Source organism: Streptomyces sp. NBC_00341 (genome assembly GCF_041435055.1).
GTDB lineage: Bacteria > Actinomycetota > Actinomycetes > Streptomycetales > Streptomycetaceae > Streptomyces.
Genome location: NZ_CP108002.1, coordinates 4,684,054 through 4,701,993 on the forward strand (window position 1 = coordinate 4,684,054; position 17,940 = coordinate 4,701,993).

Here is a 17,940-nt window from a genome sequence, read left to right on the forward strand (position 1 = left end):
TGCGCGGGGGGGCGGGTCTCCGGCGTACCGGCCCGCCCCCGCGCGTCACAGGTACGTGTCGTCGTAGCTGTTCGCGCCCCCGTCCGCGGCGGCCGGCGCGGAGGGGCCCGCGGCCGGGGTTCCCGGCGGGGTGCCGAGGGCCAGGCTCAGGGTGTCCGTGAGCTCGACCCGGCCCTGGACGGGCAGCCTGGTGCGCCCGCTGCCGCGCTTGCGCAGGACGGCTCCGCCCTCCGGGCTGCGCTGGACGGCGTACTGGCCGCGGGTGCGGCGCTCGATGCGCGGGCTGCGGTGGGGTTCCACGACGGTGAACTCGTACCACTGCTTGTGCCCGTGCCCTGCCGGGTGCTCGCTGAGGATGTCGCCCTCGGGGGAGACCAGTTGGAGCAGCAGGCCGAACGGGTCCCGGCGGCGGCGGCGCTGCCCGCGCCAGGCGATGACCGCCACGGCGACGAGTACGAGCAGTACGGCGCCCGCCATGAACGCCCACCAGTACCTGGCCCAGATCCCGGGCTCCGGCGTCACCCGCACCGACAGCGGGGACTGCACCAGCGTGCGGCGCGAATCCGTGTCGTCGACGACGGTCAGGGTGCCGCCCAGCGACAGCCCGTCGTCGCCGAGCCTGGCCCCGAAGACGTCCGCGGGGGCGACCTCGACGCTCACCTTGCGGGTTCCGGTCTCGCCGGGCTTCAGCACGATCCGCGCCGGGCTGACCGTGAGCATGTCGCGGCCGATGTCGGCGACGGACAGCCGCAGGGTGTGCGGGGCGTCGCTGGTGTTGTGGACCGACAGGGTGCCGTCGACGGTGGCGCCGGGATGGACGTCGGCGGCGGGCATGGTGAGTCCGGCGACGACGGCCGGTTCGCCCGGCGGGACCTGGCCGCTCTCGCTGCGGACGTCGGCAGTGAGCCCGGAGGCGGTCAGGGTGCCGGTCACCTTCAGCGCCCCGTTGGCCTCCTTCGGGATCTGCGCGGTCCCGGTGAAGGAGCCGTCGCCCTTCTCGGGGTCGGCTCCCGTTCCGTCGTCGTTCAGGGTGAGTTCCACCGGCTCGAAACCGGCACCGGTCAGCTCGCTGCGGACCTGGAGGCCCTCGTAGTCGCGCGGGTCCTTGATCTCGTAGCCCTCGCGGGTCTGCAGCCGGATGGCCACCTTCGTCCGCTGCCCGGCCTGCGGCGACGGCGGGTCCATCGCGATGGACCCGCGCAGCTCGCCGTGCCAGAGCACGCTGACGCCGACGGGCAGCGAGCGGTGCCCCTCCGGCGCCTCGACCTTCACCTTCCAGACGCCGGGCACCGGGTCGGTGATCTTCAGCGCCTCGACGGTCCCGCCGGAGCCCGCCAGCTCGAACTTCGACTTGCGGTACGTGCCCGAGGTGGGCACCTTGTGGCCGCTCGGGTCGAAGTAGGTCGCCGTCACCTCGGGGTCGCCCTTGTCGACCACGATGCTGCCCACGGTCGCCAGCGGCGAGACGCCGATCTCCAGCGTGGTGGGCGGCCGGTCGCTGGGGCCCCGGCTGTAGCGCAGGCAGTGGGCCGCGGCGAAGATCTTCTCCAGCATCGGGCCGACGTCCTTCGCCCCGGAGACCTTGCCGGCCTTCGGGCGCGCGGACGGCAGTTCGACGCAGCCCTTCTGGTAGCCGCCCGCCGCGATCCGGTCGAGCTGCGCCTTGTCCGGGGCGGCGCCGAAGCCCAGCGGCCAGATCTGGACCTGCTGGGCCGCGGCCTCCTTGAGCGCCGCGGTCAGCTGCCGCTCGCCCTCGGCCGCGCGGTGCGCCTCGCCGCCGTACTTCTCGCTGTCGGTGACGTCCATCCGGCCGTCGGTGAGGAGGAACAGCACCCGGGGGACCGACGGGTCGGTGCCGGTGCTCAGATCGTGCACCCCCTGGCGTATCGCGCTCGGGAAGTCCGTACCGGTGCCCTCGTTCTTCTTGCGGCTGCGCAGCTTGCCGACGCAGGCGCCGATCGACTCGCGCCCCGCCGCGTCGAGTTGGGTGCGCGGGCAGACCGGGTCCACCGCCCGCTGGTCACCGGTCTCGGCGGCGGCGAAGCCGAACACGGTGACGTTCGAGGACGCGGAGACGTCACCGATCGCGATCCGTGAGGCGGCGGCCTTCTCCGCCTTCATGTCGGCGGCCGCCAGGCTGGCGGACTCGTCCACCCCGACCGCGTAGTTGACCGCGGCGGAGGCCGGTTCGGACGCGGCCGCCGGCACCGGATCATGACCGGCGGGTGACAACAGGGACGCGAGCACGGCGGCGCCGCCGAGCGCGCAGCACACGCCCCGGCGCAGCCGGCCCCTTCCCGTCCGCCGTCCTGCCCTGACTCTTCCCACGGCCGTCCCCTTATTCAGTCTCTGTGGTTCTGTGTGATGTGCGTCGCGCGGTGGCACGCACGCGGCCGGAGCCCGGTCAGCGTGCGATCAGGCTCCAGCCCATGGCGAGCGCCGCCGCCGGCGCCAGCGTGCCCACGCCCCAGCGGATGGCCCGGTACTTCGCGGCCAGGATCGAGCTGACGTCCACGGCCTGGACGAGCAGCCACCGGGCCGGATCGCGCCCGGCCTCCGCGACCTCCGCGGACAGCCGCACCAGGTCGTACGGGGCGAGCAGATCGCCGAAGTACGTCACCCCGCGCCCGCTGCGCACCGTGCCGGTACGCGGCATGAGCGCCCGGACCAGCGCGGTCACCGCGATGATCCAGAGCACCCCTGCCGCGATCAGCGCGGCGTCCGCCGGCCCCCGCCAGTCGGGCGCCCCGTGACGTCCGATCAGGAAGGCCGGCAGCGCCAGTGCCCCGGAGAGGAGCACCGCCGCCTTCGAGTCGGCCCGGCCGAGGTCCTCCCGGACCGTGCCGAGCAGCCGTTCGGCGATGCGTTCCCCCGTCCGGTCGTCGCCGTGCGGACCCCCGCCCTGCACGGTGACGACCGGATCGGGGGAGGTTCGTGCCCCGCCGTCGGCAGTCATCAGTCCTCCTCCGCCCAGGACCATCCGTCGTCCGCGTCCCGGCTGCGGCGGCGGGGAGGCTCCGGTGCCCGGTCCTCGGGCTCCGCAGGGCCCGGCCGCCGCCCTCGCGGAGCGGGCGGCTCCTCCTCCGCCAGCCAGTCGGGGGCGTACGGTTCCGCGTCCCCGGGCTCCAGCTCCGGGGCCGGGGGACGGCGGTGGGCGGGCAGCGAGCCGACCGGTCCCTGGACGGGCCGGCGTCCCCGGTTGAGGAGGGCGAGCGCCTGTGTCTCCAGCTCGTTGGACTGGATCTGGCCGCTGTCGACCATGTCGAAGAGCCGGTCGACGCGGTCCTTCTCGTCCTGCCGGCCCTCCTGGCGGATCTTCTCCAGGAAGTCCTTGGCGGCCTCCGGCTCGGCGGCCAGCATGTAGCTGAGCTGGTCCAGTTCGCCGCCCTGGAGCATGGCCCGGAACTTCTCCTGGTGCACCCGGGTCACCTCGGCGGAGGCGTGTGCCTCCCGGATGTCGTCCATGTGCGTGATCGTCCGGTCGTCCATCCGCATCCGGACGTACAGCCGTACGCGCAGGCCCAGATCGGAGCCCAGATCGTCCCAGCGCCCGCCGGCGCAGTGACTGGTGATGGCGCGGTTGGCCTGTTCGGCCTCCGCCACCCGGAAGTCGGCCGACACCTCGCGCAGCCGCTCCAGGATCGGGGCGGTGAGCCGTTTGGCGACATCGGTGACCACCTCGGTGGCGGCCAGGTGCGGATCAGTGACGGTCCAGTGGATGTCGATCTCGACCTTGAAGAACGCGGCGCCGCCCTTCGCGGGCAGCTCCATCTTCAGCGTCGTCTCGTACGTGCCGAGCGCGATCTCGCACACGGTGTGCGGCCGGGCCAGCGGCCGTTTGTCGTAGTGCTCGATCCCGGAGGCGGTGGCCACGCTGTAGCCGCCCTTCCGGTAGAACAGCACCGATGCCGTACGGGCACTGGTCTGCCGGAACACTCCGGTGGGCGCGTACTCCCGCAGCAGCGGGCCCGCCGGTGCCGGGCCGTCCTTCTTCTCAGCCATTCCTCTCCTCCTCGCCCGTCCGGCCCCGCGGCGGCGCGGCGAGCCACCACAGGTCGCGCGCCTGCGTGTCGGGGAGCCGGCTCTCGGGGTCGTTCATCATCCGGCGCAGCAGCCAGTCCAGCCGCCGCCTGTCCTGCTCCCCGGCCATGAGCACGGGCAGCAGTGCCGCCAGTCCCGGCCGTGACCGTTCGGAGCCGTTCTCGCGGAAGGCCGAGCGCAGCAAGGACTCCAGGGCGTCCATGGCCACGTCGCTCGACCGTGCGGTGTTCAGGGCGGTCCACATCAAGTCGGCCATCGGGCGCACCAGTTCGGGGCGCGAGGCGGCCAGTGCGAGCGCCAGCGGCCGGTCGCCGCGGTCCCGGAGGTCCCCGAGCGGGGAACCGGCGGCGTCGAACAGCACCTCGTCGAGGGAGGTGACCATCAGCCGGACGGTGGTCACCAGTCCGAGGTCCTGGTACGTCACCAGCTTGTGGCGCGTCCAGTCGGTCATCCGCCGCAGCACCCGGGCCCCGTCCGGGAGCGCCAGCAGCCGTACGACGTTGAGCGAGGCGACCGCCATCTGCTCGCCCTCGTCACGGACCCCGATGCGGGCCAGGGCGTCCAGGGTGCCGTCCGTGGTGGCCGCGGCGTTGCCGTACCCGAGGGCCATCGCCGCGGACCAGCGCAGCGAATCCGTCCCGTGCCGGCCCCAGTCGTCGACGAGCTTGCGGACCGCCTTGCGGTGCGAGGCGTGCCCGGCCGCCTGGTCCATCATGGTGGCCGCGAAGAACCTGCGGCGCGCGGTGGACGCCTCGGCCAGCGGCCCGACCAGCTCCGCGTAACCGTGGTCGAAGTCCTGTACGCACAGCTCCCCGGCGGCGACCGCCGCGCGCATCCACACCTGCGGCCGGGGGTCGTCCGCCAGCAGCCGCAGCCAGCGCACGATCGGTGCGCGGGCCGGGAAGTGCCGGTCCCAGACCTCGGTCAGCACCGCGCCGGGCAGGGCGGAACCCCGGTACCAGATCAGCCGGGCCGCCACCTCCGCACCGGCCACCTCCACCCGGCCGCTCTTCAGCCTGGCGCGGGAGAGCGCCAGATCGGAGTCCGGGTCGTCGCAGAACAGCGGCCTGGCCGGGGTGTTGTCCGGGTCGCTCTGGACGGACAGCTCCCAGGTCAGCAGATGGGCCGCGGCGGCCACGGCACTGTGCGAGGCCCCGCCCAGCACGGCGAGTGCGATACGGAACGCCACCGGGTGGAACAGCGCCGCCGCCCGCCCGGTGGTCCCCTCCGCGTCGTCCGGCAGCGCGGCGAGTGCCCGGTCCACCCCGGCGAACCACTCCTGGGCCTGCTCGGCGGCCAGGCTCCGGCAGCCGGCCAGCAACTCCTCGTAGGAGACGCTCCCCAGCACGTGCCCGGCCAGCAGCGCGGCGTACAGCTCGGCCTCCGCAGGGCGCAGTTCGTCCAGCCCGACCGCCTCGCGGACCGCCTCGCGCTCCGTCAGCTCCTCGGCACGGGCCAGAAGTTCGTCGGTGGACGGGGAGCCTTCCGCAGCCGCGTCCGCACGGTCCTCCAGCCGCTCCCGGAGCCGGGTGGTGAGGAGTTCCTGGGTGGGCGCGGGCGGGCAGAGCATCCCGTACCGGCCGGCCAGCAGCGGGTTCGCGGCGGAGCCGACCGTCACCACGACGACCGCGAAGGACCGGCAGCCGGCCAGGGCCGCGGCCAGCCGGTCCAGGTCGATCTCGTCGGGCGGCAGCGCACCGGGCCGGGTGAGGGAGAGCTCCAGCAGATACCCGGTGCCGGGCCGCGCCTCCTCGCCGCCCAGGGAGCCGGCCAGCTGCCGTACCCCGCCGTCCGGATCGACCCGGTGCACCCGGGCGTCTTCCGGGGACCCGGTGTCCGGGTCCGAGCCCGTGTTCGCGTCCGCCACCGCGGAGTTGGTGACGTCGTCGAGCAGCGACAGCGCCGTACTGGTACGGCCGGTGCCGGGCGCGGCGCCGAGGACCAGCAGCCGCCGCGCGGTGAGCGCGTTGCGCAGCCGCCGGTATCCGTCGGGCGCCACATGGGCCCGGCGGAGCCTGCGCAGTTCCTCCGCGGGTACGGGCCCGCTGCGCATGCCCGCACGACGCGGGTCCAACTGGACGTAGGTGTCGCCGATATGGGCGCGGCCGATGTGCGTACGGTCGAAGTTGTGCAGGTCCCGGCCGCTGCTGAACATCTGCCGGGCGTCGCCGTGGGTCCGTGAGGCGGCGGCGAGGCTGGTGGCGCCGCCCTCGCCCTGCTCCTCTGCGAGCGGGTTGCGGGTGTGCTCCCTGAACCGCCCGGCGGCCCGCTCCCGCTCCGACTCCTTCTCGTCCGCGTCGTCGTCGGACTCCCCGTCGCTGTCGTCCTTCGGCTCGTCGGAGGAGGGCTTGCCGTCCCTGCCCTTCTCCTTCTCCCCGCGCCTCTCCCGGTCCCGCTCCCCGCCCTTCTCTCTTTCCTTCTCCTTCTCCCTCTCCTTGCCCCGGCCGCCGTCCTTGTCGGCGGCTTCGGGGGACGCGTTGTCCGGGGGGCCGTCCGCCTGTTCCTCGTCGCTCATGCGGATCAGCCCTTCCGGCGGCCGGCGTCGCCGGTGGTACGGCCGATGTGCACGGGCTGCTGGTAGACGTTGCCGGTGTGCTGGGACATGTCGCCCTGTACGTGGTAGCGAGCACTGACATCACCGGCTTCACCGGCTTCACCTGGGTCGACGGTGCGGTCCGCGTCGGTCACGTCGTCCACGTCGCTCATGTCGTCCACGTCACTCATATCGTCCGCGTCCGGGCGGGTGCCCGGGGCGACGGGCATGGCCGGGGCGGGCCGTCCGGGAAGGTGGAACCAGGCGGTGACCGGGCCCTCCTTGAGCTCCAGCCGGGCGGCGGAGTAGCGGGCGGGCTCGATGAACTTGCCGCCGCCGCTGACCACGTCCTCGTACAGCGAACCGGAGACGACCAGCACGAGATCGGCCCGCTCGGCGTCCAGCACCTGCCGGGCGACGGTGGAGTCGGCGAGGCGGCAGGCGAGGTCGACGGCGCGTCCGGCGATGCCCCGGTCGTCGTGCCGGACCGGCCCGACGTGCATGCCGACCCGCAGCCCCAGCGGGACCCGCAGGGCGCGGTTCTCGTCCCGCAGCTTCTCGTGGACCTCCACCATCCACAGGCCGAGCAGCCTGGCGACCGGGACCTGTCCGGACACCGAGACCAGCACGCCGTCGCCCCTGTCCTCCATGTGCAGGGAGTCCCGCGCGACCTTGGTGTGGGTGAACGCCGTCTCCAGGACCCGGTAGATCCGGGCACGCATCCGGGTCTTCTCGATGTCGTCGTACTCGCCGGAACGTCTGGCGTCGACGCTGATCACCAACTCGTAGCGCGCTTCGGCGACATCCGTCACGTCGTGGTCCACCTCGTGCCCCTGTCCTGGTCGCTGTGCCGTCCCCCATCAGCCTCGGGCCCGGGACGAAGGCCGTCTGTAGTCGTTTACACACGACAGGTGGGGAGTTACTCCTGATGACCGTCCGCGTGAGCGTCCGCGTGGCCATCCGCGAGCAGTGCGAGCAGTCCGGGATCGAGGATCTCGATCAGCCGGGTCCCGGTCCGCACGATGCGCTGGTCCCGCAGCAGCCGCAGCGCCTTGGCGACGGCCTCCCGGGTGGCTCCGACGGTGGCGGCCAGCTCGTCCTGGGCCAGGCGGACGACGGTGCCGGCGGGCAGCGGCCGTGACGCGGACGGCGTGTAGGGGCCGGCGGGTTCGGCCCGGGAGAGTTCGGTGAGCCGCACGGCCAGGCGTTGCAGAACGGTGAGCGAGGCGAGTGCGGACCGCTCCTGGTCGGCGCTGCGGAGCCGGAAGGTGAGCTGGCGTATCACCAGTCCGCTGACCCGGGGGTGCTGGGCGAGGAAGCGGCGGAACGCGTCCCCCGGGATGACCTGCGCCGTCGCGGGGCCCAGCGCCCGCACGGTGGCGCTCCGGGGGTGGCTGTCCAACGCGGCCATTTCCCCCAGGAGTTCGCCGGGTCCGCGCAGGCCGAGTATCAGCCGGGTGGCGCCACGGTCCGTAGCCACGGAAACGGTCACCCAACCCTCAAGTATGATCATGACGTGACCGGACCGGTCCCCCTCCGACAGGAGATGGGTATCGGCCGCGTAGAGCTTGCGGTTGCCGAGGGCCATGACGTTCTCGTGCTCGTGGGCCGTCAGGGCGCGTGCGAACGCCAGATCGTTGCCGAGCAGCCCCATGGCCCCTCCCCCCGCGGCAGGTCCGGACGGCTGATTTTGATAGGCGTTGATGCTCCCAGAGCGCCGTCTTCAAGGGTGTGGTTCACGCCACATCGCATCTACCGGGCGGTAATCACGGAAGTGCCAGTTGGGCGGCGTGGGCACCGACTCTCCCTGTCGTCCCCCTCTCACCCGCCCGATGGACCGTGCGTGCGCGACGGCCCCCCGGCGCCCGGTGCCCACCCTGGACCATGAGGTCAGGGGCCACATACGGGCAGGGCCGGGCTCATTGGTGCACGAAGGGGCGCGAGAGGCGGACTTGGCGGAAACTCGGGTTTCTGCCGGGAGCGGGGGGTCGGAGCCGGTACGAAGAGAGGTCGTCCGCGTGCGCCTGGCCCGGGTGCCCGTACGCGTCAGGGGCGGGTGGGTGCGTCCTCGCCCGCGTCAGGGGTGAGTGGGTGCGTCCTCGCCCAGCCGGGCGCGCAGGGTGCCGGCGAACTCCTCGGCCCGCCCCAGCTGCTTGCGCAGGTCGGCGACACGCTCGGCGGCGGCCTGCTCGAAGTGGCGTACCCGTCCCAGGAGTTCCTCGCGCTCGGCGCCGGCCGGGGGCGGGACCGCGTCGAGGTGATCGGTCGCGTCGAGGAGGTCCCGCATCTGGTCGAGGGTGAAGCCGAGGGGCTTCATGCGGCGGATCACCATCAGTCGGGCGACGTCGGTCTCGGTGTAGAGGCGGAATCCGCCCCGGGAGCGGGCCGAGGGGATGACCAGGCCGGTCTCCTCGTAGTGCCGGATGGTGCGCAGCGACAGCTCGGTCCGCGCGGCGACCTCGCCGATCTGCATGTGCTCGCTGCTCACACGGGCGCCTTCCTCGTCTGGCGATCTCTACCGTAACGTTAGAGTAGAGTGTGCGGCTGTCAGGGTTGATCCACCGCTGGTGCATGTTCATGTGGTGCGTGTTCATGTGGTGCGTGTTCATGGTGCGGGACGGGTCCACCAGTAACCAAAAGCCGTTCCGGGACCGACGACGCCCCCGGAGCGCCGGCCCTCCGTCCCGGCACTCCCCCCAGCGCTCCGTCCCGGCTCTTCGCACCGCTTCGCCCGCCCCTTGCCGTTCCGCACGCCCCTTGGTGACTCCGGGCGGGCCCGAGCACGACAGGTTCCGCTTCTCTTGACTTCCTCCGCACTGTCCCCGGCCGCGCGGCTGCGCGGTCTGCGTCCCGACTGGCTGCACGACCCGAAGGTCTGGCGCACCGAGATCCTCGCCGGACTGGTGGTCGCGCTCGCGTTGATCCCCGAGGCGATCTCGTTCTCCGTCATCGCCGGGGTCGACCCGGCGATCGGCCTGTTCGCGTCCTTCACCATGGCCGTGACGATCTCGGTCGTCGGCGGTCGCCGCGCGATGATCTCCGCGGCGACCGGCGCCGTCGCCCTGGTCATCGCCCCGCTCAACCGCGAGCACGGCTTCGGCTACCTGGTCGCGGCGGTGATCCTGGCCGGCGCCTTCCAGATCGTGCTGGGAGCGCTCGGCATCGCGAAACTGATGCGGTTCGTGCCCCGCAGCGTGATGGTCGGGTTCGTCAACTCCCTGGCCATCCTCATCTTCACGGCCCAGGTCCCCGAGATGCACGACGTGCCCTGGCCCGTCTACCCGCTGCTCGCCGGCGGCCTCGCCCTGATGGTGTTCTTCCCGAAGGTCACCAGGGTGATCCCGGCCCCGCTCGTGTCCATCGTCATCCTCACCGTGATCACGGTCGCCGCGGGGATCGCGGTGCCGACGGTGGGCGACAAGGGCGAGCTGCCGTCCGCCCTGCCGGTACCGGGCCTGCCCGATGTGCCCTTCACCCTGGACACGCTGACGACCATCGCCCCCTACGCGCTCGCGATGGCGCTGGTCGGGCTGATGGAGTCGCTGATGACGGCCAAGCTGGTCGACGACATCACCGACACCCACTCCTCGAAGACCCGGGAGTCTGTCGGCCAGGGCGTCGCCAACATCGTCACGGGCTTCCTCGGCGGTATGGGCGGCTGCGCCATGATCGGGCAGACGATGATCAACGTGAAGGTCTCCGGCGCCCGCACCCGCCTGTCGACGTTCCTGGCGGGCTCGTTCCTGATGGTGCTGTGCATCGTCTTCGGCCCGGTCGTCTCCGACATCCCGATGGCCGCGCTGGTCGCCGTCATGGTCATGGTGTCCTTCGCGACCTTCGACTGGCACTCCATCGCCCCGAAGACCCTGAAGCGGATGCCCGCCGGGGAGATCGCCGTCATGGTCATCACCGTGGCCTGCGTCGTCGCCACCCACAACCTCGCGATCGGGGTCGTCGTCGGCACCGTCACCGCCATGGTCGTCTTCGCCAGGCGCGTCGCCCACCTGGCCGACGTCACCGCCGTCGTCGACCCCGACGGCACCCAGGTCGTCTACTCGGTCACCGGGGAGCTCTTCTTCGCCTCCTCCAACGACCTGGTCACCCGGTTCGCGTACGCCACCGACCCCGACAAGGTCGTCATCGACCTGACGGCCACCCACATCTGGGACGCCTCCTCGGTCGCGGCGCTCGACGCGATCGAGACCAAGTACGCCCAGCGCGGCAAGACCGTCGAGATCATCGGCCTCAACCAGCCCAGCGCCCGCATCCACGACCGGCTCAGCGGCGAACTCACCGGCGGCCACTGACCGCACGGCCACTGACCGCACGGTCACGGCTCCCATAGCTGTGGCTTCCGTGGTCCGTTGCCATGTGACGCAGGGCGGCGCGGAGCACGTCGTTGGTCGCGGCGGGCTGTTCCTGGTGGGGCATGTGCCCGGCGTTCTCGATGATGTGGACCTCGCCGTGCGGGGCGAGTGCGGCGAGGGTCTCGGAGACCTCGACGGGGATCTCCGGGTCCAGGCGTCCGTGCAGGAAGACGGCGGGGACGGCGAGGGCGCGCAGGGCCTGACGGGGGTCGTGGTCGCGGGCCTCGGTGAGGAGCGCGTCGATGGCCGTTCCGGAGTCGAGGATCTGGCGGACGGTCGCGCCCACCATGTCCGCGGTGCCCGCGGGACCGAACCAGTTGGGGACCCAGGCGGCGACCGTGGCCGCGCGGTCGGTGGCGAAGGCGTCGAGCAGCCCGTCGAGCTGCTCGCCCATCGACTGGCCCGGCCAGTAGCCCGGCCCGTCGACCGAGATGACACCGGCGACGCGCTCCGGGGCGGCCAGGGCGGCTTCGAGCGCGAAGGTGGCGCCGATCGAGCTCCCGACGAGCACCGGGCGCTCCGGGCCGAGTACGTCGATCAGGGCCAGGATGTCGGCGACGTTGCCGTGCATGTCGTTGCCCGTCGCCGGGTGGTCGGAGCGGCCGCAGCCGCGCCAGTCGACGGTGATCACCCGGTGGTCGCGGGCGAGTCCGGCGACCTGGGCGTCCCAGGCCCGGCCGCTGGTTCCCCAGCCGTGCAGGAAGAGGACGGGCCGGCCGGTGCCGGTCTCCTCGAAGTAGAGGTCGATGCCGTTGACATGGGCGAACGCCATTGCTGCTCCTCGGTCGGTGTGTGAGTCCACTTCATCCGCACAAGCCGCCGCGACCAAGGGGCAGTTCGCTCGTACACTCATAGGCGGCGGCAATGAATCGGTGGGGCTGCGCCAAGGACCACGCGCGGGGGTGCGAGAAACATGGAACTGCGGCAGGTCCGGTACTTCCTCGCGGTAGCGGCGGAACTGCACTTCGGGCGGGCCGCCGAGCGGTTGCACATCGCCCAGCCGACCGTCAGCCAGCAGGTGCGGCGCCTGGAGCGGGAAGTGGGCATGGACCTCTTCGACCGCACCACCCGCAGGGTGACGCTCACCGCGGCCGGCAGCGCCTTCCTGCCCCACGCACGGGCCCTGCTCGACGCCGAGCGCGCCGGGCTGGAGGCGGTGGCCGTGCTGCGGTCCGAGGGGGCGGCCACGCTGCGGATCGGGACCCACGTGGGACTCGGCGCGCGGCTGGAACGCGTGCTCGACGTGCTGGCGGTGGACGCCCCGGGGATCACCGCCGAACTGTGCAGCCTGGGGCCGGCGGCACGGCTGCAGGGCGTGCGCGACGGCGATCTGGACGCCGCCTTCGTCCGGGGCGTGAGCGCGAGCCCGGGGCTCGAACTCATCCCGGTCTGGGAGGATCCGCTGGTCGTGGCGATTCCGGCGGCCCATCCGCTGGCCGACGGTCCGGTCGTGGACCTGGCCGGTCTGGCGGGGCTGCCCTTGCGGATCGTCGCGCGGGAGGCGAACCCGCACCTGTTCGACACCGTCACGGCCGCCTGCGGGGCGGCCGGCTTCGAGCCGGTCATGGGGCCCGGGTTCACCACCGACCAGGACACCCTGGCGGCCATCGGGACGGGCCGGGCGAGCTGGACCGTCTACTACGCGGCCCAGGCCGAGGTCATGCCCCGGGCCCGGCGCACCGTCTTCCGCCCCCTGGCCCCGCCGGGCCTGGCCCTCCAGACGTACCTGGCCGTACGCCCGGGTGCCCCCGCCCGACGCCTCACCGCACTCCTCGCCGCCTGCCGCGACGCGTAGGCTTTTGGCGAAGCCCGCGCAGGCTCCCGGCGGAGTGTCCCGGTGCGCTACCCGGCTGTCGGTGTGCCGCCCGAGCGCAGGGTCAGCAGCGTGATCTCGCTCGGGGCGAAGACCCGGAAGGGCGGGCCCCAGAAGCCGGCGCCCCGGCTGGTGTAGAGCTGGGTGCGCTCCCCGTGCCGGCTCAGGCCGCTCACCACCGGCTGGTCGATCCGGACGAGGAAGTTGAACGGCCAGATCTGGCCGCCGTGGGTGTGCCCGGAGATCTGCAGGTCGATGCCGGCGGCGGCGGCCTGCGGGACGAACTTGGGCTGGTGGGCGACGAGCAGGACCGGCTGGTCCGGGTCCGTCCCGGCCAGCGCGCCGAGCAGGTTCGCGCTGTGACCGGCCAGGCCGGAGGACTCCGCGGTCACGTCGTCCACGCCCGCCAGTACGAGGGAGTCCCCGCCGCGCTCCACCACGACATGGCGGTTGTGCAGCGGCTCCCAGCCCAGCTCCGCCATCCGGTCCAGCCAGCCCTGGGCCTCACTGCCGTACTCGTGGTTCCCCGTGACGTAGACCTTGGCCAGCCGCGACCGGACCACCCCGAGCGGCGCGGACTGCTCCCGGCGCTGGACCGGGGTGCCGTCGGCGATGTCACCGGCGTGGACCACGACGTCCGCGTCGAGCGCGTTGACCGCCTCGGTCACCCGGGCCGACCAGCCCGCCCGGTCGATCGGCCCGTAGTGCGTATCGGCCAGCACGACGACCCGCGTCCCGTCCAGACCGCCGCCGAGCCTCGGGACGTGGACGTCCAGCCGCTTCACCCGGGGGACCCGCATGGCCTCGTAGTGGCCCCAGGCCAGCAGCCCGGCCGAGACCGCGGCGACGGCCACGGAAACGGTCCTGGCCCGGCCGGTGCCGCCGACGCCGAACCCCATCAGCACGAGGTTCGCCAAGCCGCCCAGCACGGACCAGGTGAAGAGCACCCAGATCATCCCGAGACTGGTGTCGGCGATCCGAGCGGCCCGGTCGGAGTGCCGTCGCCCGTGGCCCGCGACCATCAGGAAGGGGAACGAGACCATCCAGGCGGCGAGGACGACCGTGCCGGCCAGGAAGACCGGGAACGGCCAGTCGGCCCCGGAGGCGAACAACGACCACCAGGGCGGCAGACACAGGACGAGCAGGACGAGCAGGACCACCCCCACCCGCCGGACCGAAGAGCCCCGCCGCCGATTCGCACCTTCGCCGGGGTCGTCGGCACCCGCCCCGGTCGGCTCCCTGGTACCGGCCTTCGAGTCCGGCCGAAGGCCCGGCTCAGAGCTGATGGATCCACTGTCTGCCACTGCGTTGCCCCTCACGTCCGCTCCTTCCATCATCCGGCACGCGCCGGACACCGGGCCAGGGCGGGCCGCCTGCCCCTGCGGCGGCCCGGCCGGAAGCCCGCTGCCCGACCCCCGTCGGATCCCTCGCGCCAATAGTTCGTGGCACGAATTGTCAGCATTGCCGGTGCTACTCTGGGGGAGTGGAAAAGCGTAATAGTGACCAGATCGGGATTGTGGCCGCGCTGGTGCGGTCGTCGTTCCTGGTGAACTCGGTGTATGCGGAGTCCGCCCGGAAGTTCGGATTGCCCCCGCAGCAGGGTCAGTTGCTGTGCGTGCTGATGCCGAGGCCGTACGGCATGAGCGAGTTGGGGGCGATGCTGCGGCTGGCGAAGTCGAGCCTCACCGGCCTGGTGGACCGTACCGAGCGCAACGGCCTGGTCCGGCGCGAGGCGGACGCGCGCGACACGCGCTCCGTGCGTGTCGCGCTCACCCCCCAAGGGGCCCGGCTGGTGAGGGAGTTCTACGACGAGACCTGCCGAAGGATCGAGGAGTTGCTCCCGGGCCTGGGGCCGGCCGAGCGGGACGCGCTCGCCGGACTGCTCGGCCGCGTCGTGCTGGACAACGAGGTTCCGGTGGTCTTCGCGGCGCAGGAGGAGCGGGCCCCTGTCGACCGCGAGAACTGAGGCCGCGGCGCCGCGTTCCCCGAATGAGGGTTGCAGTTCGTGCTACGAACTAATATTGTTCGTAGCGCGAACTGCAACCCCTTCTTTCTGTGGAGTGTGCCGTCATGAGTCGTACTGTCGTGGTTATCGGTGGAGGCTATGGGGGCGCCGCGGTCGCCAAGGCGCTGGAGTCCGAGGCGGATGTCGTCCTGATCGACCCCCGGGACGCGTTCGTCAACGCGGCCGCGTCGCTGCGGGCGCTGACCCGGCCCGACTGGGCGGGCAACATGTTCTTCCCCTTCGAGACGCTGCTCACGAAGGGCAGGGTGATACGCGACCGCGCGGCCTCGGTCGACGGCGGCGGCGTCACCCTGGCCTCGGGTGAGCGTGTCGCCGCGGACTACGTGGTGCTGGCCACCGGCTCCAGCTACTCCTACCCCGCCAAGCCCGCCTCCGACTCGGTCGGCGAGGCCCTCGGTGACCTGCGGCGCACATACGAGGAGCTGCGCGGGGCCGACAAGGTGCTGATTCTCGGCGCGGGTCCGGTCGGGCTCGAACTGGCCGCGGAGATCAGGGAGGTCTGGCCGGACAAGCAGGTGACCATCACCGACCCGGCCGAGGAACTGCTCCCCGGCATCGAACCGGAGGTGGTCGAGGACCTGCGTGGACAACTGGAGGCGCTGAACATCGGCTTGCGTCTCGGGATCTCACTCAAGGAATCGCCGGAAACAGAGCTCGGCGTGGCCGGGGCCTTCACCGTCACCACCACCGGCGGCGAAGAGATCGCCGCCGACATCTGGTTCCGTGCCTACGGGACGCGCACCAACAGCGACTACCTCGCGGACGGCGGGCTCACCACCCGTACGCCGCAGGGCCAGGTCCCCGTGACCGAGTTCCTCAACGTCGAGGGGCACGAGAACGTCTATGCGGTCGGCGACATCACCGACGTCGCGGAGGCCAAGATGGCCGGCCACGCGATGCGGCACGCCGAGGTGGTCGTCAACATCACCGCCCGGCTGAAGGGCGAACAGCCTACGGCCACGTACCGGCCGCTGCCCTTCCCCACGATCCTGATCCCGCTCGGCACGAAGGGCGGTGTCGGCCAACTGCCTTCCCCCGACGGTCCGGTCGCCGCGCCGACCGCGATGGTCTCGGAACACAAGGGCGCGGACCTGTTCACCGGCCGTTTCACGGCCCAGTTCGGCCCCACCGCCTGACCGGTACGCCGTGTGTGGCGACTCGAAGCCTGTGATGTTCAAATGTCTGATGTTTGTGTACGGTGCTGGCATGAAACGCATCAGCGCACCGCGTCGCGCGGCCAGCCTGTCCGCTCAGCTCGTGGACAGTCTCCGCTCGCACATCGAGTCGGGCGGCTGGCCGGTGGGGACACGGATCCCGCCGGAGCAGGCCCTCATCGAGGAGCTCGGGGTCGGACGCAGCACGCTGCGGGAGGCGATCGGTGCGCTGGTGCACCTGGGCCTGCTGGAGCCCCGGGCCGGGGACGGTACCTATGTCCGTTCATCGAGCGAGCTCCAGTCGGTCATGGTGCGGCGGGCGAGCTCCGCGCAGCGGGACAACGTGCTGGAGCTGCGGACCGTCCTGGAGGAGTACGCCTCGGGAACCGCGGCCCTGCGCCGCAGCGAGAGCCAGTTGCAGCAGTTGCGGGAGCTGCTGGCTGACGCGGACGCGGCCTGCGCCGGCGAGGACACGTCCGCGGCGACGAGCGTCGACGCGCTGTTCCACCGGGCCGTGGTCCGGGCGAGCGGCAACGACCTGCTGGTCGAGGTGTACGACCATCTCGGTACGGCGCTCACCTCGTCCCTGGGGGGCCTGCCCTGGGACACCGCCCACGCGGAGGAGCACGCCCGTCTGCACCGGCGGCTCGTGGACGCGATCGAGTCCCGGGAGCAGGACGGCGCCCGCGAGGCGGCGGCCGCGATCGTCCGGCTCACCCGCGACCACGAGCCCCGTACGCCACGAGCGGCGGAGGACCGGTGAGCACGCGGCCGGCTCCGACGCCCCGTCGGCACTCCGCCTCCGGATCACCGGCGGCCGAGCCCGCCCGGCCCGCCGTGTCGGTCGGGTTCGTCATCGCCATCTGCCTGGTGGCGGCGAACCTGCGCACCACCCTCACCGGTGTCGGCGCCCTGCTGCCGGAGATCGAGCGCGGCAGCGGGCTGACGTCGAGCTGGGGCGGGCTGCTGAGCACCCTGCCGCTGCTGACGTTCGCCGCGACGTCGCCCCTGGTCGCCCGTGCCTCCCACCGGTTGGGCAGCGCCCGCCTGCTCGTGGCGGCGCTCGGCGTGCTGGCCGTCGGGACGGTGGTCCGCTCCCTTCCCTCCGTCATCTGCCTGTTCGCCGGAACGGTGATCCTTTCCGCCGCCATCGCGTTCGGCAACGTGCTGCTTCCCGCTCTGATCAGGCGGAACGTGCCCGCGCACCGCATCCAGGGCGTCAGCGCCCTCTACGTGACCGTCATGGGTCTCATGGCCGCGGTCTCCTCCGGGGTGTCCGCGCCGCTGGCCCACACGGTGCCGGGTTCCTGGCACACCGCACTTGCCTGGGGCGTCGCCTTCACCGTCGCGGCCTTCCTCGCCTGGCTGCCCCGTATCCGGGGTGACAAGCCGCAGGAGTCCACCGTCGCGGCCCACAGCCCGGTGCCGTGGCGGTCGCGGCTCGCCTGGCAGGTCACCCTCTTCATGGGCCTGCAGTCCCTGGCCTTCTACACCGCCGTCGCGTGGCTGCCCAGCATCCTGACCGACCGCGGTACGAGCAGCACCACGGCCGGATGGATGCTCTTCTACTACCAGGTGGTGTCCCTGGCGGCCAGCAGCCTCCTGCCCCTGCTCACCCGCGGCCGGCACGACCAGCGCTGGACCGCGGCCGGGGCCTCGCTCCTCGTGGCGGGCGGCTTCGCCGTACTGGTCGCCGCCCCCGCGCTGTCCGCTCTGGCCTGCACCCTGCTCGGACTCGGCGGCGGCGCCTGCCTCGTCCTCGCACTGACCTTCCAGAGTCAGCGCGCCGGCAGCTCAGCGGAAGCCGCCGCACTGGCGGGCATGGCGCAGTCCATCGGCTACCTCGTGGCGGCGGCCGGGCCGCTCCTCCTCGGCATCCTGCACGACACCACGCACAGCTGGACGCTCCCGCTCACCGCCCTGGCCGTCCTCGGCCTCGCCACGGCGCTCGCGGGCCACGGCGCCGGGCAGGACCGCCACATCCATCAGCCCTCCCGCTGACCCGG

At 72.5% G+C, this 17,940-nt stretch carries 15 protein-coding genes; 6 read left to right on the plus strand and 9 right to left on the minus strand.

What is annotated here, in order from left to right:
- Positions 1-45: 45 nt before the first annotated feature.
- The 7 genes from OG892_RS20955 to OG892_RS20985 all read right to left on the minus strand — a co-directional run bounded on the left by OG892_RS20955 (position 46) and on the right by OG892_RS20985 (position 9,062).
- The gene (locus OG892_RS20955) at positions 46-2,328 is read right to left on the minus strand and encodes a VWA domain-containing protein (protein ID WP_371629954.1); all 2,283 of its coding nucleotides are present in this window, start codon (positions 2,326-2,328) and stop codon (positions 46-48) included.
- Positions 2,329-2,404: 76 nt separating this feature from the next.
- Positions 2,405-2,956 (minus strand): Pycsar system effector family protein, encoded by a 552-nt coding sequence (locus OG892_RS20960; RefSeq protein ID WP_073736434.1) that lies wholly within the window; start codon positions 2,954-2,956, stop codon positions 2,405-2,407.
- Entirely contained in the window at positions 2,956-4,002 is a 1,047-nt protein-coding gene (locus OG892_RS20965; RefSeq protein WP_371629955.1) for a hypothetical protein, read from the minus strand. Before OG892_RS20965 ends, OG892_RS20960 begins: the two co-directional genes overlap by 1 nt.
- Complete coding sequence (locus tag OG892_RS20970) at positions 3,995-6,556, minus strand: hypothetical protein (RefSeq protein WP_371629956.1); 2,562 nt, start codon at positions 6,554-6,556, stop codon at positions 3,995-3,997. Before OG892_RS20970 ends, OG892_RS20965 begins: the two co-directional genes overlap by 8 nt.
- A 5-nt stretch (positions 6,557-6,561) precedes the next feature.
- Positions 6,562-7,398, minus strand: coding sequence for a hypothetical protein (locus OG892_RS20975; protein WP_371629957.1), 837 nt, complete (start codon positions 7,396-7,398; stop codon positions 6,562-6,564).
- Between the two features lie 95 nt (positions 7,399-7,493).
- Complete coding sequence (locus OG892_RS20980; protein ID WP_073736438.1) at positions 7,494-8,228, minus strand: Crp/Fnr family transcriptional regulator; 735 nt, start codon at positions 8,226-8,228, stop codon at positions 7,494-7,496.
- Between the two features lie 423 nt (positions 8,229-8,651).
- Complete coding sequence (locus OG892_RS20985) at positions 8,652-9,062, minus strand: MerR family transcriptional regulator (protein WP_328696211.1); 411 nt, start codon at positions 9,060-9,062, stop codon at positions 8,652-8,654.
- Between the two features lie 313 nt (positions 9,063-9,375).
- On the opposite strand from OG892_RS20985, the gene OG892_RS20990 reads away from it, so the two are divergent.
- A complete protein-coding gene (locus OG892_RS20990) occupies positions 9,376-10,881 on the plus strand; it encodes a SulP family inorganic anion transporter (protein ID WP_328866193.1) in 1,506 nt (501 codons plus the stop codon).
- Here the strand turns inward: OG892_RS20990 and OG892_RS20995 are convergent.
- Positions 10,865-11,713 (minus strand): alpha/beta fold hydrolase, encoded by an 849-nt coding sequence (locus tag OG892_RS20995; RefSeq protein ID WP_371629958.1) that lies wholly within the window; start codon positions 11,711-11,713, stop codon positions 10,865-10,867. The two genes, OG892_RS20990 and OG892_RS20995, sit on opposite strands and share 17 nt — an antisense overlap.
- 141 nt (positions 11,714-11,854) lie before the next feature.
- On the opposite strand from OG892_RS20995, the gene OG892_RS21000 reads away from it, so the two are divergent.
- On the plus strand, positions 11,855-12,736 hold the full coding sequence (locus OG892_RS21000; protein WP_073736442.1) for a LysR family transcriptional regulator: 882 nt from the start codon (positions 11,855-11,857) through the stop codon (positions 12,734-12,736).
- Positions 12,737-12,783: 47 nt separating this feature from the next.
- On the opposite strand, the gene OG892_RS21005 is transcribed toward OG892_RS21000, so the two are convergent.
- On the minus strand, positions 12,784-13,920 hold the full coding sequence (locus tag OG892_RS21005) for a metallophosphoesterase (protein WP_371629959.1): 1,137 nt from the start codon (positions 13,918-13,920) through the stop codon (positions 12,784-12,786).
- 341 nt (positions 13,921-14,261) lie between these two features.
- Here OG892_RS21005 and OG892_RS21010 point away from each other — a divergent pair, with 341 nt between their 5' ends.
- The 4 genes from OG892_RS21010 (at position 14,262) to OG892_RS21025 (ending at position 17,935) form a co-directional block, all read left to right on the plus strand.
- Positions 14,262-14,720 carry a MarR family winged helix-turn-helix transcriptional regulator gene (locus OG892_RS21010; RefSeq protein ID WP_371631665.1) on the plus strand — a complete coding sequence of 153 codons (459 nt, stop codon included), beginning with the start codon at positions 14,262-14,264 and terminating at the stop codon, positions 14,718-14,720.
- Between the two features lie 104 nt (positions 14,721-14,824).
- Entirely contained in the window at positions 14,825-15,916 is a 1,092-nt protein-coding gene (locus tag OG892_RS21015) for an NAD(P)/FAD-dependent oxidoreductase (protein ID WP_371629960.1), read from the plus strand.
- 70 nt (positions 15,917-15,986) lie between these two features.
- Complete coding sequence (locus OG892_RS21020) at positions 15,987-16,697, plus strand: FadR/GntR family transcriptional regulator (protein WP_073736444.1); 711 nt, start codon at positions 15,987-15,989, stop codon at positions 16,695-16,697.
- Entirely contained in the window at positions 16,694-17,935 is a 1,242-nt protein-coding gene (locus OG892_RS21025) for a CynX/NimT family MFS transporter (RefSeq protein ID WP_371629961.1), read from the plus strand. The genes OG892_RS21020 and OG892_RS21025 overlap by 4 nt, the downstream gene beginning before the upstream one ends.
- The last annotated feature ends 5 nt before the right edge of the window (positions 17,936-17,940 follow it).

Coding starts and splice junctions, on each gene's coding strand:
- OG892_RS21015 (WP_371629960.1), top strand. CDS start 14,825: ATGAGTCGTACTGTCGTGGTTATCGGTGGAGGCTATGGGGGCGCCGCG.
- OG892_RS20960 (WP_073736434.1), bottom strand. CDS start 2,956: ATGACTGCCGACGGCGGGGCACGAACCTCCCCCGATCCGGTCGTCACC.
- OG892_RS20980 (WP_073736438.1), bottom strand. CDS start 8,228: ATGGGGCTGCTCGGCAACGATCTGGCGTTCGCACGCGCCCTGACGGCC.
- OG892_RS20995 (WP_371629958.1), bottom strand. CDS start 11,713: ATGGCGTTCGCCCATGTCAACGGCATCGACCTCTACTTCGAGGAGACC.
- OG892_RS20970 (WP_371629956.1), bottom strand. CDS start 6,556: ATGAGCGACGAGGAACAGGCGGACGGCCCCCCGGACAACGCGTCCCCC.
- OG892_RS21000 (WP_073736442.1), top strand. CDS start 11,855: ATGGAACTGCGGCAGGTCCGGTACTTCCTCGCGGTAGCGGCGGAACTG.
- OG892_RS21020 (WP_073736444.1), top strand. CDS start 15,987: ATGAAACGCATCAGCGCACCGCGTCGCGCGGCCAGCCTGTCCGCTCAG.
- OG892_RS20965 (WP_371629955.1), bottom strand. CDS start 4,002: ATGGCTGAGAAGAAGGACGGCCCGGCACCGGCGGGCCCGCTGCTGCGG.